The organism is Sinorhizobium sp. M4_45, from assembly GCF_002885915.1.
GTDB lineage: Bacteria > Pseudomonadota > Alphaproteobacteria > Rhizobiales > Rhizobiaceae > Sinorhizobium > Sinorhizobium meliloti_A.
Map to the genome: position 1 here is coordinate 279,151 of NZ_NWVE01000004.1, position 14,689 is coordinate 293,839.

Consider the following 14,689-nt stretch of genomic DNA (forward strand, 5'->3'; position numbering starts at 1 on the left):
GCCGCCTTTTTATTTGGCCGCTACGCCGCCTTGGTCTCACCCAATTGCAGCCAGAGATCGACGAGCGCCTTGAACTTCGCCGCCATGTCGGAGACTGCCTGCTCGTCGGTCATCCTGCCGGAGAGCCAGGCCTTGGCGGCGTCGGCGAAGATCGTCCGGCCGACGGCAAATCCCTTGACCGTCTTCGACATTCTGGCGGCGGCGAAACCGCCTTTCAACACCTCATAGGGTGCTTCCAGGCCGAGGAGCACCACGCCCCGGCAAAGCGGATCGCGCGCCTCGATCACGGCGTCGATCGCAGCCCAGGCGGCGCGGCTCGCTTGCGGCTCGAGCTTCCACCAGTCCGGCTTCAAGCCGGCATCATAGAGCTCCTCCAGCGCCCGCGGAATGGTCCGGTCGTCGAGTGTCCCGTGCTTGCCGGCGATGATCTCGATCAGGATCTCGCGCCCGACCTTGCGCGCCGCCTCGAAGGCCGAACGCAACTTTGCGACCTGAGCGGCCTTGAGTTCGGCCGGATCGTCGGGATGGTAGAAGGAAAGCACCTTGATGCAGTGGTCGACCGGCCAGTCGACGAGGCGGCTGCCGAGGTCCTGGCTGAATTCGAAGGTAAGCGGCCGTGATCCTGGAAGCTCGATCGGCTTGCCGATCCAGAAGTCGCGATGGGCGCCGGCGGCATAGAGCGCATCGCGGCCGTATTTGTCGTCGATCAGCATGCCGAAGCCGGAGCGGCCTTGAGCCACCTCTGCCGCAGCCCTGACGGCAAGCACCTTGAAGGCCGGGATGCGCGAGAGCAGTTCCGGATTTCCCTCGGCAATGTCCTCGAGCTGACTGCGATGGTCGACGGCGAGCGCCATCAGGAGCGGGATGTCGCGCCGGCGCGTCGTCGCCCAGTGCACGTGGTTGATCGCCTCGTCCTTGCGCAGCGCCTTCTCCTTGCTGCCGTGCTCGAGGAAATATCGCAGTTCGGTCCAGGTCGGGATTTCCGGCGCGCAGAGCAGGCGCGAGACCGCGAAGGCGCCGCAGGCATTGGCCCAGGTAGCGGACGTCGCGTGCGGCTCGCCGGTGAGCCAGCCGCGCAGAAAGCCTGACATGAAAGCGTCGCCGGCGCCGAGAACGTTATAGACTTCGATTGGAAAACCCTTGCCGACGATACCGTCTTCGAGATCGTCCGAGATCGGTCCATCATAGACGATGCAGCCCATCGGTCCACGTTTGAGCACGATCGTGGCTTCGGAGAGGGAGCGGATGGTCTTGAGTGCCGCGAGGAGGTCGCTTTCGCCCGATGCGATCAGCACCTCTTCCTCGGTGCCGACAATCAGGTCGCAATCGCCGAGCACGGTCTTCAGATGCGCCGAAACGCGGTCCGAGGCGATGTAGCGGCTCTCGCCCGCATCGTGACCCGCAAGACCCCATAGATTAGGGCGGTAATCGATGTCGAAGACGATCCTGGCGCCGCTTTCCTTGGCGATCCTCATCGCCTTGCGCTGGGCGGCGTCCGCATTCGGTTTGGCAAAATGCGTGCCGGTGACGAGGACCGCGCGCGCGGAACCGATGAAATCTTCCGAAATATCGTCCTCGCAAAGCGCGTTGTCGGCGCAATTGTCGCGATAGAAAAGGAGCGGGAAGGATTTGTCGTTCTCGACGGAGAGGATCGCAAGTGCGGTCAGCCGCTCCGGGTCGGTGACGATGCCGCGCGTCTCCACGCCTTCGCGCTGAAGCTGCTCACGGATGAAGCGGCCCATCTGTTCGTCGCCGACGCGCGTCAGGAGCGCCGATTTCAGGCCGAGGCGCGCTGTGCCCACGGAAATGTTGCAGGGGCAGCCGCCGACGGATTTGGCGAAGCTCGCCACGTCTTCGAGCCGCGTGCCGATCTGCTGTCCGTAGAGGTCGACCGAAGCTCTGCCGATCGTGATGAGGTCGAGGGGCTTGGCACCCGCACCTGATGGAACTTGGGCCGACGAAATCTGGCTCACTGCTTCCTCCCTGCGGACGCCGGACCGGCGCCGACAACTATGTCTATGCCATGGGTGACGAGCATATGAAACATAAATTCCGTTGTTTCGTCAATATGGAATTTCCGTTCTATATTGCCTCACTCGCCCTCGGCGAGGCGGCGCCGTTTCTCGGCGATTGCGACGGTCAGCGCCATGGCGAAGGCCATGCTGGCGGAGAGCGAACGGAAGCCGGCATGATCGGCCTCGACCAGTTCGAACCAGACCCTGGAGGATTCGGCGAGCGGCGAGAAGGCGGAGTCGGTCAGCGAGACAACGGGTACCTTGCGGTTGGCGAGCAAGCGCGCCTGGCTGGCGCTTTCCGACGCGTAGGGCGAGAAGCTGACGGCAAAGGCGGCATCCTCCTTCGTCGCCATGGCCAACATGTCCTCGTCGATCCCGGCGGCCGTTCCGACATGCTGATATTTCACCTTCAGCTTGCCGAACGCATAGGCCATGTAGCTGGAGATCGGATAGGAGCGCCGCTTGGCGATGAGATAGATCGTGTTCGCCTTGGCGAGAATGCCGACGGCGCGCTCGAATGCCTCGGGATCGACCGAGGTGGCGATGTTGTCGAGCGAGCGATGGGCGGCCGCAACGAAGCCGTTGAAGATCGATCCGCTTTCGAGCTTGCTGTGATCGTTCTGGCGCAGCGCCTTCAGTCGTTCCTCGTAGCCGGGCGTGCGCTCCCGCAGGCGTGCGCGAAAAATCTGCTGCAGGCTCGAAAAGCCTTCGAAGCCGAAGTGCTGGGCGAAGCGCACGAGAGTCGAGGGCTGGACGTCGGCCGAAGTCGCAATACTCGCCGCCGTCCCGAAGGCGATCTCGTCCGGATTGTCGAGCGAGTAGGCCGCCACCTGTTTCAGCCGTTTCGGCAGCTGCGCCTTGCGCTCGAGGATAACCGCCTTCAGCGTTTCGAAATCCTGCGGGACATCGGCAATCGTTTCAGGCGTGGGCATCGTTCGGGCCTCCGGCTCGCTCTCGTCGTTTGCCTCAGTTTAATCGACTATCCATTGCAGCGATAGAATGGACGTTCCATTTTGGTTCCTTATCCAGCGGGAAGTATGCATGCCCGCATCGCCTCAGGCTTGCCTCCCACAGGCGGGGCGAAGGAAACTCGCGGCGCTACCTTCGCCGACATGACCGCCGGCCAACCATCGGGCACGTCCCCTCTCTCCGCGCGCGGGGAGAGGGTTAGGGTGAGGGGCAAGGACAACGGCGAGTCGGACGCCGAGATCAGCCAATCTCCACCCAATCGTTCGTCCTTGCGGAGTGATAGGTTGCGGAAAGGACCTTCTGGACTTCGTAGCCCTCGCGGAAATCGGTCGAGGTCTTACCGCCCTTGGCGATCGCTTCCAGGAACTCGTTGGCCTCGATCGCCTTCAGCTCGTTGAAGCCGATCTGGTGGCCCGGTGCCACGCAGAAGGCTCCGTAGGGCGGATGCTCCGGTCCCGCCCAGATCGTCCGGAAGCCGCGGCTCCTGATGTCGCCGCCGGCGGAGTAGACCCTGATCTCGTTCAGCCGCTCCTGGGTGAAGACGATGCTTCCCTTGGAGCCGTAAATCTCGAAATCGTGCTGCATCTTGCGGCCGGTCGCGATCCAGCTCGCTTCGAAGCTTCCGCTCGCGCCGCTCTCGAAACGGACGAAGGCCCTCGTGACGTCGTCGACCTCGACCGTCCGGGTCTCTGTGGCGCCGCGCGTGACAGGGCGCTGCGGAACGTGGATGACGGTCTCTGCCAGTACGGACCGGATCGGCCCGACGAGATGGCGCATGCAGGCGATCATGTGGCTGCCGATGTCGGCGAGCGCACCGCCGCCGCTGCGCGGGTCCAGCCGCCAACCCCACGGAACGCTCTCATCAGCCATGAAATCTTCTGCATGAATGCCGCGAAACGACCGTATTTCGCCGATCTCGCCGCTTTCGATGATGTCCCTGGCGAGAAAAATGAGCGGGTTCTTGAGATAGTTGAAGCCGACCTGAGTGACGACGCCGGCCTTTTGCGCGGCGGCGACCATTTCGGCGCAGTCGGCGACCGTCGGCGCCAGCGGCTTTTCGCAATAGACGTGCTTGCCGTGGGCAATCGCAGCGAGCGCCATTTCCTTGTGCAGGAGGTTCGGCGTGGTGATGTCGATGATGTCGATCTCGGGATCGGTCAGAAGTTCGCGCCAGTCGGCCGTCGCCTTGCGGAAGCCGAGTTGCCCGCGGGCCGCCTCCGCTCCCTCCTGCGTCACGTCCGCGACGGATACGAGATCGAGCTCGAAGGGCAGGCCGAAGACTCGTGCCGCAATCGTGAACCCAAGGGCATGCGCCTTGCCCATGAAGCCCGTCCCGATCAGGCCAATGCCCAGCCTGCGCTTGCCGCTCATCTCGTTTCTCCCGGGCCAAGCCCTGTCTGTGCTCGGCGAAATGAAATGAAATGCGCGCGAATTGTCAATATGGAATATTTGTTCGAAAATCCGGTCCCGCGTGCCTGATGGAACAGGGCGTGTCCGCCCGGTCCGCTATGCTTGGGGCAGAATGTGTTAACGCATTTTTACCATGTTGCGTTGAAACATCACTGGTGACGGTGGTGGACGAATCGCTTTCATATGGCGGGGCGAAATCGGAGTGATCGAGCATGTGCCGTTGGGCAGCCTATCGCGGAGAGCCGCTTTATCTCGAAGAACTCGTGACGTCGCCCAAGCATTCCCTGATCGAGCAATCCCATTGCGCCGTCAGGGCGAAAACGGCGACCAATGGCGACGGCTTCGGAATAGCGTGGTACGGCGACCGTCCTGAGCCGGGCCGCTACCGGGACATCCTGCCCGCCTGGTCGGATTGCAATCTCAAGAGCATTGCGAGGCAGATTCGCTCGCCGCTGTTCCTCGCCCATGTTCGCGCGGCCACCGGCGGCGGCACGCGCCGCGACAATTGCCATCCCTTCGTCTTCGGCCGCTGGTCCTTCATGCATAATGGACAGATCGGCGATTTCGAGCATTTGCGGCGGCCGATGGAGACCATGCTCGACAACGAGCTCTATTCGGCGCGCAGCGGCACGACGGATTCGGAGCTGCTCTTCCTGCTTGCCCTGCAGTTCGGTCTCGACCGTGATCCCCTCGGTGCCGTTGCCGAGGCGCTCGCCTTCGTCGAGCGGCTTGCCGAACGCCTGGGACGCCCGGCACTCGTGCGCTTCACGGCGGCCTTCTCCGACGGCCGCGATCTTTATGCGGTCCGCTATGCCACGGATTGGAAAGCTCCCACGCTCTATGCAGGCCCGATGGGGTCGAGCGGCGGCTATTGCCTCGTCTCCGAGCCGCTCAATGACGATGACAGCGCCTGGGTGGAGGTTCCGGACGGATCCGCGATCATCGTCGGTGAAAACGGCGTCGACGTTCGCCTTTTCGGGACGGCCGACGTGGCCATAGCGCCCACCTGCGGCCTGTCCTCAGGGTGAAAGCTTCGCCGCGATCAGCGCTGCGAGCTTCGCCGCGACATCGTCCTTGCCCATTTCCGGCCATTCCTCGGTACCGTCACGGCCGATCAGCTTAACGCGATTGCGGTCGCCGCCCATGATGCCGGTTGCGGGCGAAACGTCGTTGGCCAGAATGTAATCGGCCCCCTTCTTCTGGAGCTTGGCGCGACCGTTCTCGGCGACGTTCTCGGTCTCGGCGGCAAAGCCGATCACGAGCTTCGGCCGCGATGCGTGGTGGCCGACGGTCTTCAGGATATCGGGATTCTCTGCAAGCTGCAGCGGAGGAGGGGCCTCGCCCGGCCGCTTCTTGATCTTGTTGCCGGCGGCCAATGCGACGCGCCAGTCGGCAACGGCTGCCACCATGACGGCCACGTCGGCCGGCAGCGCGGCCAGCACCGCATCGCGCATCTCCTCGGCGCGCTCGACCCGGACGACGCGGACGCCGGCGGGGTCCGCGAGCGTCACCGGCCCGGAAACGAGCGTGACCTCTGCGCCGAGCCGCGCCAGTGCGGCGGCGATCGCGTGGCCCTGCTTGCCGGACGAGCGGTTGGCGATATAGCGCACCGGATCGATCGGCTCGTGCGTCGGTCCGGATGTGACGATGGCCTTGCGACCGGCGAGCGGGCCTGCTTCGTTGAAAAATTCCTCGACCGCCGCGACGATCTCCAGAGCTTCGGCCATGCGGCCTTCCCCCGCCTCGCCGCTCTCGGCCATTTCGCCGGTGGCGGGTCCGACGAAGCGGACGCCGTCGCCGGCGAGCGTCGCTCGGTTGCGGTGCGTGGCCGGGTGCGACCACATCCTCGGGTTCATCGCGGGCGCGAGCAGCACCGGCCGGTCGGTCGCCAGGAGCACCGTCGAGGCGAGGTCGTCGGCGTGACCGTTCGCCATCTTTGCCATCAGGTCGGCCGTTGCCGGGGCCACGACCACGAGATCGCAATGCCGCGCCAGCCGGATGTGACCGACATCCTGCTCGTCCTCGCGCGAGAAAAGCTCCGTGAAAACGTGAGAGGCCGAAAGCGCGCCGACGGTCAGCGGCGTGATGAAACGCTGCGCCGCCGCCGTCATCACCGGGCGCACGTCGGCACCGCGCTCGCGCAGGCGGCGGATCAGGTCGAGGCTCTTATAAGCCGCGATGCCGCCGGCGATGATGAGAAGAATGCGCTTGCCCGACAGTGTCATTCCGCTTCGGCTCCAGCCGCTCCCGTTCGTTTCCGGCGACCCTACTCGACCGACTTGCCGCACGCAATTGCGCGCCTGATTTCGAGTGCAGGCCGAATTTGACGCTTGACTTTCCGCGTTTCACGTAACAGTTTGAGTTACATGAAGCGCGATAGCCGACTTTCCATTACTTTGCATGCGCTCCTCCACATGGCGGAGCGTGAAACCATCACCTCGGAGGAGTTGGCAGCCTGCCTCTCCACCAATCCCGTCGTGGTCCGACGCACCATGGCGGGTTTGCGGGAAGCGGGTCTCGTCCGCTCCGAAAAGGGGCATGGCGGAGGCTGGTCGCTCGTGCGCGATCTCGCAACCATCAGCCTTGCGGACGTGCATGCCGCGCTCGGTGAACCGGCCGTGTTTGCGATCGGCAACCGAACCGAGGCTCCCGGCTGTGTTGTGGAGCAGGCGGTCAATGCCGCGATGGACGGAGCGCTCCGGGATGCCGAGGCGCTTCTCATGCAGCGATTGGAACGAATAAGCCTCGCAGATCTTTCAAACGATTTCCAGCGACGAATGGCGATCCGTCGCCAGCAGATGAAGGAGCAGAACCATGGCGGTTGATGTGATGCCGGTAGACGTGGCGATCGTGGGTGGAAGCTATGCAGGGCTGTCGGCGGCATTGCAATTGGCCAGAGCCAGACGCTCCGTGGTCGTCGTCGATGCGGGCGCGCGCAGGAACCGCTTTGCCGAATCGTCGCATGGGTTCCTCAGCCGGGACGGCGAGGCGCCTGCGACGATCGCGGCGCACGGCCGGGAACAGTTGATGGCCTATCCCAATGTGCGTTTCGTCGAAGGAACGGCCGATACGGCGCGCCGCGACGGCGCCAATCTGGTCGTCTCGGTGCAGGGCGAAAAGATCGCGGCGCGGCGGCTGATCCTGGCAACGGGCGTCGTCGATGAGCTGCCGTCGATACCGGGGCTTCAGGAACGCTGGGGCCGCGCCGTCTTTCATTGCCCCTATTGCCATGGTTATGAGCTCGGGCAGGGCCGCATCGGCGTTCTCGCAACCGGTGAGTCCAGTTTTCACCAGGCCATGATGCTGCCGGACTGGGGGCCGACCACCCTTTTCGCCAATGGAGCGTTCGAGCCCGATGCCGCTCAGGCCGCCATGCTGGAAGCGCGCGGTGTGGAGATCGAAAGGGAGAGGGTCGTCGCCGTCGACGGAGCGAAGGCGAGCGTGGTTCTCGATGGCGGCCGGACCGTTTCTCTCGAAGGCCTGTTCGTCGCGTCGCGTACCCGCATGGCGAGCGATCTGCCTGCAGCGCTCGGCTGCGAATTCGAGGACGGGCCGCTCGGACCCTATATCCGGACGAACGAGGCAAAGGAGACGAGCGTCGAGCGCATCTATGCCTGTGGCGATGCCGCGCGGGGCGCGGGCTCGGTCTCGCATGCGGTCGGCGATGGCGTCACGGCAGCCGTGGCCGCGCATAAGTCACTGATTTTCGACGTACATTGAGCCTTCATTCCGCCGTTTGATGAGCGCCGGCGGCGAGGAGGAGGCGCTCGATCCGCCGGAACCCTCGCCTTTTAGCATGGGCGAGGGGCGTAACGCCTTCGCCGTCCGCCAGATCGACATCCGCACCGGCCTCGATCAGCAGCCTGACGATGTCCGTATGGCTGTCGCCTCCGTTGCCGAGGATGATCGCCTCGAGGAGCGCCGTCCAGCCGAGGCGGTTTACATGGTCGACGGCAACCCCGGCATCGATCAGTGTCTTCACGGTTTCGACATGGCCGCGCTCGGCGGCTGGAATGAGGGCGGTGCCGCCGTAGCGGTTGGTGCTTTTGAGATCGGCGCCATGCGCGAGCGTCATCTTCAATATTTCGAGATGGCCGCGCGCGCCGGCATAGAGATAAGGGCTGTCCTCGATGCGGTCCTTGGCATTGACGTCGGCACCGGCCGCGATGAGAGCCCTTGCGGCCTCGATATTGTTCTCATGCGTGGCGATGAGCAGGGCCGTCGCGCCTGTTTCGTCGCGCGCATCCACGTGTGCGCCGCGCTCTACGAGAGCGCTGATTTCGGCGGCATTGCCCAGCCGGGCGGCCGTGAGGAGTTCTTTATCCAGCATGGCGGCCTTCGCGACCCCTGTTAGACTGAAAAGAGTGACGAGAGCGATGACGGCGTAGCGCAGCAGGCCTCGTGCAGCCGATCTCTGAAGCGGGATGAACATGGTCAGAGCATCGAACGGCTGAGCCCGCCGTCGACGGGCAGCGCAATCCCGGTGATGTAGGCGGCCTGCCGGCTTGCGAGAAAGGCTGCGGCGGCACCGAACTCGGCCGGCGTCCCATAGCGCCCGAGCGGAATTTCCGACTGGCTGCGCACTGCAACGGTTTCGACGCTGACGCCCTCGGCCTCCGCATCCTTGCGATCGAAGCTCAGGGTCCGGTCCGTCGCAAGCCGGCCGGGCAGGAGCATGTTGACGGTCACCCCGTCGGCTGCCACCTCGCTGGCGAGCGTCTTCATCCAGCCGGCAAGCGCGCTGCGCAACGCATTGGACGCCGTCAGGCCGGGGATCGGCTCGCGGATGCTGGTGGAGGCGACGGCAACGATGCGGCCGAAGCGGTGCTCCCGCATCGACGGCAGCAGGCGGCGCGAAATGCGCATGCCGGAAAGCACCATCGCTTCGAACTGGGCCCGCCAGAAGCCGGGATCGATGTCGGCAGCATTCGTCGGCGGCGGACCGCCACCGTTCAGCACGAGAATATCGATCTGTCCGAATGTAGCGGCGAGCCGGTCGAGGAAGGGGTCGACGACTTCAGGCTTTGCCAGGTCCAGCGAAAAGCCGGCAGCATTCGGGCCGATTTCAGCTGCGGCCTTCGCTGCGGTTTCTCCGTTCCGGCCGGTCAGCGCGACCGCAACGCCTTCCCCGGCAAGCGCTTCGGCGATACCGCGCCCGAGCCCCTTGCTGCCACCGAGAACGAGCGCCTTTTTGCCGCTAATGCCGAGATCCATATTCCTTCCTCCTGCTTTGATCGGTGGCAACGCCTGGCTGCCTGGCACTTCTGCCCGGCCGGCTGGCAGGGAGGCCCGCCGCTCCGTTCACGCAAGCTGCCAGGCGATGTAGACGAGCGTCGCCGCGATAAGCCATAGCGCGATACGGCCGGAGCGCGTATGGCGCGCCTCGGCTCTGCCGATCGCTTCCGCGGTCTCCGGATCGAAGCGCAGGCCGTTCTCGCTGATTGCCATGATTTCCGCCGAGAACCGCTCGGTCCGGGCTGCGATCTCCGGCAGCGCTTCGGCAACCCGCAGCGCCGCATGAACGCCGTCGCGCAGGTCGGCGACGATGCGTTTCGGCCCGAGATTGTCCCTTATCCACTTGCCGACCACCGGTTCGGACGCCTTCCACATGTTGAAGCGCGGATTGAGCGTTCGGGCGACGCCCTCGACGACGACCATCGTCTTCTGCAGCATCACCAGTTCGGGGCGGGTCTGCATATCGAAAAGTTCGGTGACCTCGAACAGCAGCGTCAGCAGCTTCGCCATCGAGATCGTCTCGGCCGGCTGGCCGTGGATCGGCTCGCCGATGGCGCGGATCGCCTGGGCGAAGCTTGCGGCGTCGTGGTGCGAGGGAACGTAACCGGCCTCGAAATGCACATCCGCGACGCGTTGATAATCGCGCATGATGAAGCCGTAGAGGATCTCGGCCAGGAAGCGCCGTTCCTTCCGGCCGAGGCGGCCGACGATCCCCATGTCGACGGCGACGATATGGCCCGCATCGTCGACGAAGAGGTTGCCCTGGTGCATGTCCGCGTGGAAAAAGCCGTCCCGGAGCGTATGGCGCAGAAAGGACTGGATCAGCGTTTCGGCCAGGTGGTTCAGGTCATGACCGGCCCGTTTCAGCCCTTCGATGTCCGACATCTTGACGCCGTCGATCCATTCCATCGTCACGACGTCGCGGCCGGTGCGCTCCCAATCGACCCTGGGCACGCGAAAGCCGGAATCCTCCCTGGTGTTCTCGCCAAGTTCGGAAAGCGCCGCGGCCTCGAGTCTCAGATCCATTTCGACCTTGGTCGTCTGCTCCAGCGTCTTCGTCACCTCGACCGGCCTCAGGCGGCGCGTATAGGGCAGGAATCGCTCCTGCATGCGCGATACCAGATACATGGCCTCGATGTCGGCCACAAAGCGTTGGCGCACGCCCGGGCGGATGACCTTGACGGCCACCCTTTCGCGTCTGCCGTCGCGCATGACCACGGCGGGATGAACCTGGGCGATCGATGCGGCTGCGATCGGCTCGGAGAATTCGACGAAGAGCTCGCCCACGGGGCGCCCGAGAGACGCCTCTATCGCGGTCCTGGACGCGCTCTCGGGAAAAGTCGCCATGCGGTCCTGGAGCAGCGAGAGGTCGGCGGCAAGTTCGGCGCCGACCACGTCCGGGCGGGTCGCGAGAAACTGGCCGATCTTGACATAGGAAGGGCCGAGCCGTTCCACCGCCCGGGCGAGGCGGCCGCTGCGCGCACCGAACCGGGCTTCGCGGCTGGCGAGCAGGCCGGCGAGCTTCTGCACGAATCGTGCGAGCGGGGGCAGGTGTTCGGAGGGGACCGCGGCAAACGCATTCTCGCGCGCAAGGACCCAGCCGATCCGTATGAGACGGAAATATGCTCCGGGAGTGCTCATGCGCTCAGATTTTCCAGCCGGAATGCAGCGCTGCGATGCCGCCGGTATAATTGGTGAAGGAGACGCGGGCGAAGCCGGCATCACGGATCATGGCGGCGAAATCACGCTGGTTCGGAAACTTGCGGATCGATTCCACCAGATATTGGTAGGGCGCATCGTCGCCGGTGATGAGCTTGCCGAATTTCGGAATCGAATTGAAGGACCAGGCGTCGTAGAAGCGGTCGAGCAGCGGCATCTCCACTTCGGAGAATTCGAGCACGAGGAGCCGGCCGCCGCGCTTGAGCACGCGGTAGGCCTCCTTGAGCGCGACCTCGATGCGCGGCACGTTGCGGATGCCGAAGGCGATCGTGTAGGCGTCGAATGAATTCGCCGCGAAGGGCAGGTCTTCGGCGTTGGCCTCTACGAAGTCGAGATTGGCGTCGATCCCCTTCTTGCGGGCGCGCTCGGCGCCCACCGAGAGCATCGAGCCGTTGATGTCGAGGACGGTCGCATGGGCCTTGCGCCCGGAGCGCTCGACGATGCGGAAGGCGATGTCACCGGTGCCGCCGGCGACATCGAGAACCCGATAGCCCTCGCGGCTCGGCGGGTTGAGCGCCGCGATCATCGCATCCTTCCAGACGCGGTGCAGCCCGGCCGACATCACGTCGTTCATGATGTCGTAGCGTTTGGCGACCTTGTGGAAGACGTCGTTGACGAGCGGTTGCTTCTCGCCCGTGCCGACTTCGCGGAAACCGAATGAGGTCTCCATCCCGCCCCTCGCCGATACGCGCTCATCCGCCATACGAAACTCCACTTCAACGAATTTTGCCGGCACCATAGCGAAATCGCTCCGTGCACGCTATCTGAGCGAGAGGCGACCGGCTGCCGCATGCAGCGGGATATAGGCTATCGACGGCGTCATGGGAATGGCGTGCCGCTCACGTGGGCGGGTGCGATGAATAAAGGATGAAGGAACACGGCCGATGCCGGAATTGCCCGAGGTGGAAACGGTCAGGCGCGGACTGGCGCCGACCATGGAGGGTGCGCTTCTGGTGCGGGCGGAGTTGCGCCGGCCGGATCTGCGCTTTCCGTTCCCCGAGAATTTCGCCAACGCGGTCGCGGGCCGCCGCATCATCGCCCTCTCGCGGCGCGCCAAATATCTGATGATCGAGCTCGAGGGCGGCGACGTCATCATCGCCCATCTCGGCATGTCCGGCTCGTTCCGGATCGAGAAGGGCCCGATAGAGGCTGGCGCGAATCCGGCCACGCCCGGCGCCTTCCACCACCCGCGCGGCAAGGACGAGAAGCACGATCATGTCGTCTTCCATCTCGATGGCGGCTCCGGTCCGGCTCGGGTGATCTATAACGATCCGCGTCGCTTCGGTTTCATGGATCTGGCTCGGCGCTCGGCGCTCGCCGACCACGTCTATCTCCGCGGCCTCGGCGAGGAGCCGACCGGCAATGCCCTCGACGCCGCCTATCTCGCCGCCCGTTTCGCCGGCAAGGTCCAGCCGCTGAAAGCCGCTCTTCTTGACCAGAGGACGATCGCGGGCCTCGGAAATATCTATGTCTGCGAGGCGTTGTGGCGCTCGGGCCTCTCGCCGAAAAGGGCGGCAGGCACGCTTGTCGACAAGCGGGGCCGCCCGAAACAGGCGCTGATTGCACTGACGGAAAGGATCCGCGCCGTGATTGCCGATGCGATCGCCGCCGGCGGCTCCTCGCTCAAGGATCACATTCAGGCGGACGGCAGTCTCGGCTATTTCCAGCACAGCTTCTCCGTCTATGACAGGGAAGGCGAGGCTTGCCGCACGCCCGGGTGCCAGGGTACGGTCGCCCGCATAGTACAGGCGGGACGTTCGACCTTTTATTGCCCGCACTGCCAGAAATAGGGCGGCATGGCACATTCCGCTCTTCAATCTTGCGACAACGCGTGAAGGAGACGGGAATGAGTTACGAGACGTTGCTGGTCGAAACGCAGGGCCGCGTGGGCCTGATCACGCTCAACCGGCCGCAGGCGCTCAATGCGCTGAATGCGGTGCTGATGCGCGAGCTCGATGCCGCGCTGAAGGTCTTCGACGCCGACAGGGACGTCGGCGCCATCGTCCTTGCCGGCTCCGAGAAGGCCTTTGCCGCCGGCGCCGACATCAAGGAGATGCAGGGGCTCGATTTCGTCGACGGTTACCTCGCCGATTTCCTTGGCGGCTGGGAGCATGTCGCGAACGCCCGCAAACCGATGATCGCCGCCGTATCCGGTTTCGCGCTCGGCGGCGGCTGCGAGCTCGCCATGATGTGCGACTTCATCATCGCCTCCGAAACGGCGAAGTTCGGCCAGCCGGAGATTACCCTCGGCGTCATTCCCGGCATGGGCGGATCGCAGCGCCTGACCCGCGCAGTCGGCAAGGCGAAGGCCATGGACCTCATTCTCACCGGCCGCATGATGGACGCGGCGGAGGCCGAGCGCTCCGGGCTCGTTTCGCGCGTGGTGGCTCCGGACAGGCTCCTGGAGGAGGCGCTCGACGCCGCGAAGAAGATCGCGTCATTCTCGCTGCCGGCGGCGACGATGGCCAAGGAGGCAGTCAACCGCTCTCTGGAACTGACGCTCGCCGAGGGCCTGCGCTTCGAGCGGCGGCTCTTCCAGTCGCTTTTCGCAACGGAGGACCAGAAAGAGGGCATGGCCGCCTTCGTCGCCAAGCGCAAAGCCGAATTCAAACACAGGTGAGCCACGGGCAGGACTCTGTTTTCTCAAATTGCGCGTTGACGTGCGGGCGGTTTCCCTTTATACGCCGCCCTCAGTTTGGAACGCCCTCGTTCGAGGCTTTCCGATAATACTCCCGAATTGCTTGTATGACAGGTCGCAGTGACCCGGCACGGCGAGGCGGAGTCCATGTCAGTTTTCGAAGAGAGGCATCAATGGCCAATACAACTTCGGCGAAAAAGGCGACCCGCAAGATCGCACGCCGTACCGCAGTGAACAAGGCCCGTCGTTCGCGCATCCGCAGCTTCGTCCGCAAGGTCGAGGAAGCGATCGCTTCCGGCGATCAGGCACTCGCAGCCGCCGCCCTGAAGGCGGCACAGCCGGAACTGATGCGCGCCGCCACGAAAGGCGTGATGCATTCCAACACGGCATCGCGCAAGGTTTCGCGCCTGGCGCAGCGCGTGAAGAGCCTTTCGGCCTAACCCGGCTAAGAAAAAAGCTGTTGATGAAGTGCCCGGCGTGACCGCCGGGCTTTTCCGATTCGTGCTGTCGTCAACGGTGCACGCGATTGACCTTGTCACGCTCGTGTCAATCCCGTGACAAAAAAGACGTAGGTTTTTCAGTGGCTTATGAGAGGTTGCGGCAAAAATGTGGTCTCGCGAGGCGGGCGGATTGAGTCCGAAGTGAGTCAAGCCATTTTTTATTTTTTTTCTTTTTCGCCAGCTAAGCAAGAACGCAAAAAACA

At 64.2% G+C, this 14,689-nt stretch carries 14 protein-coding genes; 6 read left to right on the forward strand and 8 right to left on the reverse strand.

Annotated features, from left to right (window positions below; translation table 11 throughout):
• Window positions 1-20 precede the first annotated feature (20 nt).
• The 3 genes from CN933_RS14420 to CN933_RS14430 form a co-directional block, all read right to left on the reverse strand.
• Window positions 21-1,973: a bifunctional 5-dehydro-2-deoxygluconokinase/5-dehydro-2-deoxyphosphogluconate aldolase gene (locus CN933_RS14420; protein WP_018093962.1), complete on the reverse strand. Its 1,953-nt coding sequence runs from the start codon at window positions 1,971-1,973 to the stop codon at window positions 21-23.
• A 119-nt stretch (window positions 1,974-2,092) separates the two neighbouring features.
• Window positions 2,093-2,947 (reverse strand): MurR/RpiR family transcriptional regulator, encoded by an 855-nt coding sequence (locus CN933_RS14425; RefSeq protein ID WP_018093963.1) that lies wholly within the window; start codon window positions 2,945-2,947, stop codon window positions 2,093-2,095.
• 277 nt (window positions 2,948-3,224) lie between these two features.
• Window positions 3,225-4,355 (reverse strand): Gfo/Idh/MocA family protein, encoded by a 1,131-nt coding sequence (locus CN933_RS14430; protein ID WP_018093964.1) that lies wholly within the window; start codon window positions 4,353-4,355, stop codon window positions 3,225-3,227.
• A 251-nt stretch (window positions 4,356-4,606) separates the two neighbouring features.
• Between CN933_RS14430 and CN933_RS14435 the strand changes: the two genes are divergently transcribed.
• Window positions 4,607-5,422: a class II glutamine amidotransferase gene (locus CN933_RS14435; RefSeq protein WP_018093965.1), complete on the forward strand. Its 816-nt coding sequence runs from the start codon at window positions 4,607-4,609 to the stop codon at window positions 5,420-5,422.
• On the opposite strand, the gene coaBC is transcribed toward CN933_RS14435, so the two are convergent.
• Window positions 5,414-6,619 carry a bifunctional phosphopantothenoylcysteine decarboxylase/phosphopantothenate--cysteine ligase CoaBC gene (gene coaBC / locus CN933_RS14440; RefSeq protein ID WP_018093966.1) on the reverse strand — a complete coding sequence of 402 codons (1,206 nt, stop codon included), beginning with the start codon at window positions 6,617-6,619 and terminating at the stop codon, window positions 5,414-5,416. The two genes, CN933_RS14435 and coaBC, sit on opposite strands and share 9 nt — an antisense overlap.
• A 141-nt stretch (window positions 6,620-6,760) precedes the next feature.
• On the opposite strand from coaBC, the gene CN933_RS14445 reads away from it, so the two are divergent.
• Complete coding sequence (locus CN933_RS14445; protein WP_018093967.1) at window positions 6,761-7,219, forward strand: Rrf2 family transcriptional regulator; 459 nt, start codon at window positions 6,761-6,763, stop codon at window positions 7,217-7,219.
• Complete coding sequence (locus CN933_RS14450) at window positions 7,209-8,114, forward strand: NAD(P)/FAD-dependent oxidoreductase (RefSeq protein WP_018093968.1); 906 nt, start codon at window positions 7,209-7,211, stop codon at window positions 8,112-8,114. The genes CN933_RS14445 and CN933_RS14450 overlap by 11 nt, the downstream gene beginning before the upstream one ends.
• A gap of 4 nt (window positions 8,115-8,118) precedes the next feature.
• Here the strand turns inward: CN933_RS14450 and CN933_RS14455 are convergent, their stop codons facing one another.
• The 4 genes from CN933_RS14455 to ubiE form a co-directional block, all read right to left on the reverse strand.
• Window positions 8,119-8,724 carry an ankyrin repeat domain-containing protein gene (locus CN933_RS14455; protein WP_026168511.1) on the reverse strand — a complete coding sequence of 202 codons (606 nt, stop codon included), beginning with the start codon at window positions 8,722-8,724 and terminating at the stop codon, window positions 8,119-8,121.
• Window positions 8,725-8,828: 104 nt separating this feature from the next.
• Window positions 8,829-9,608 carry an SDR family oxidoreductase gene (locus CN933_RS14460; RefSeq protein ID WP_018093970.1) on the reverse strand — a complete coding sequence of 260 codons (780 nt, stop codon included), beginning with the start codon at window positions 9,606-9,608 and terminating at the stop codon, window positions 8,829-8,831.
• A gap of 87 nt (window positions 9,609-9,695) precedes the next feature.
• Window positions 9,696-11,270: a 2-polyprenylphenol 6-hydroxylase gene (ubiB, locus tag CN933_RS14465; protein ID WP_018093971.1), complete on the reverse strand. Its 1,575-nt coding sequence runs from the start codon at window positions 11,268-11,270 to the stop codon at window positions 9,696-9,698.
• A 4-nt stretch (window positions 11,271-11,274) separates the two neighbouring features.
• Window positions 11,275-12,051, reverse strand: a complete 777-nt coding sequence (gene ubiE / locus CN933_RS14470) for a bifunctional demethylmenaquinone methyltransferase/2-methoxy-6-polyprenyl-1,4-benzoquinol methylase UbiE (RefSeq protein ID WP_026168512.1) — start codon at window positions 12,049-12,051, stop codon at window positions 11,275-11,277.
• Window positions 12,052-12,232: 181 nt separating this feature from the next.
• On the opposite strand from ubiE, the gene mutM reads away from it, so the two are divergent.
• From mutM to rpsT, 3 genes are all read left to right on the forward strand, one after another.
• Complete coding sequence (mutM, locus tag CN933_RS14475; RefSeq protein WP_018093973.1) at window positions 12,233-13,138, forward strand: bifunctional DNA-formamidopyrimidine glycosylase/DNA-(apurinic or apyrimidinic site) lyase; 906 nt, start codon at window positions 12,233-12,235, stop codon at window positions 13,136-13,138.
• A gap of 56 nt (window positions 13,139-13,194) precedes the next feature.
• Entirely contained in the window at window positions 13,195-13,968 is a 774-nt protein-coding gene (locus CN933_RS14480; protein WP_018093974.1) for an enoyl-CoA hydratase, read from the forward strand.
• Window positions 13,969-14,159: 191 nt separating this feature from the next.
• Window positions 14,160-14,426, forward strand: coding sequence for a 30S ribosomal protein S20 (gene rpsT / locus CN933_RS14485; RefSeq protein WP_003527759.1), 267 nt, complete (start codon window positions 14,160-14,162; stop codon window positions 14,424-14,426).
• Window positions 14,427-14,689 lie beyond the last annotated feature (263 nt).

What these genes read in the sequence shown, in the direction of transcription:
- CN933_RS14425 (WP_018093963.1), bottom strand. Translation starts at nt 2,947, where the DNA reads ATGCCCACGCCTGAAACGATTGCCGATGTCCCGCAGGATTTCGAAACG.
- CN933_RS14430 (WP_018093964.1), bottom strand. Translation starts at nt 4,355, where the DNA reads ATGAGCGGCAAGCGCAGGCTGGGCATTGGCCTGATCGGGACGGGCTTC.
- CN933_RS14435 (WP_018093965.1), top strand. Translation starts at nt 4,607, where the DNA reads ATGTGCCGTTGGGCAGCCTATCGCGGAGAGCCGCTTTATCTCGAAGAA.
- coaBC (WP_018093966.1), bottom strand. Translation starts at nt 6,619, where the DNA reads ATGACACTGTCGGGCAAGCGCATTCTTCTCATCATCGCCGGCGGCATC.
- CN933_RS14445 (WP_018093967.1), top strand. Translation starts at nt 6,761, where the DNA reads ATGAAGCGCGATAGCCGACTTTCCATTACTTTGCATGCGCTCCTCCAC.
- CN933_RS14450 (WP_018093968.1), top strand. Translation starts at nt 7,209, where the DNA reads ATGGCGGTTGATGTGATGCCGGTAGACGTGGCGATCGTGGGTGGAAGC.
- CN933_RS14455 (WP_026168511.1), bottom strand. Translation starts at nt 8,724, where the DNA reads ATGCTGGATAAAGAACTCCTCACGGCCGCCCGGCTGGGCAATGCCGCC.
- CN933_RS14460 (WP_018093970.1), bottom strand. Translation starts at nt 9,608, where the DNA reads ATGGATCTCGGCATTAGCGGCAAAAAGGCGCTCGTTCTCGGTGGCAGC.
- ubiB (WP_018093971.1), bottom strand. Translation starts at nt 11,270, where the DNA reads ATGAGCACTCCCGGAGCATATTTCCGTCTCATACGGATCGGCTGGGTC.
- ubiE (WP_026168512.1), bottom strand. Translation starts at nt 12,051, where the DNA reads ATGGCGGATGAGCGCGTATCGGCGAGGGGCGGGATGGAGACCTCATTC.
- mutM (WP_018093973.1), top strand. Translation starts at nt 12,233, where the DNA reads ATGCCGGAATTGCCCGAGGTGGAAACGGTCAGGCGCGGACTGGCGCCG.
- CN933_RS14480 (WP_018093974.1), top strand. Translation starts at nt 13,195, where the DNA reads ATGAGTTACGAGACGTTGCTGGTCGAAACGCAGGGCCGCGTGGGCCTG.
- rpsT (WP_003527759.1), top strand. Translation starts at nt 14,160, where the DNA reads ATGGCCAATACAACTTCGGCGAAAAAGGCGACCCGCAAGATCGCACGC.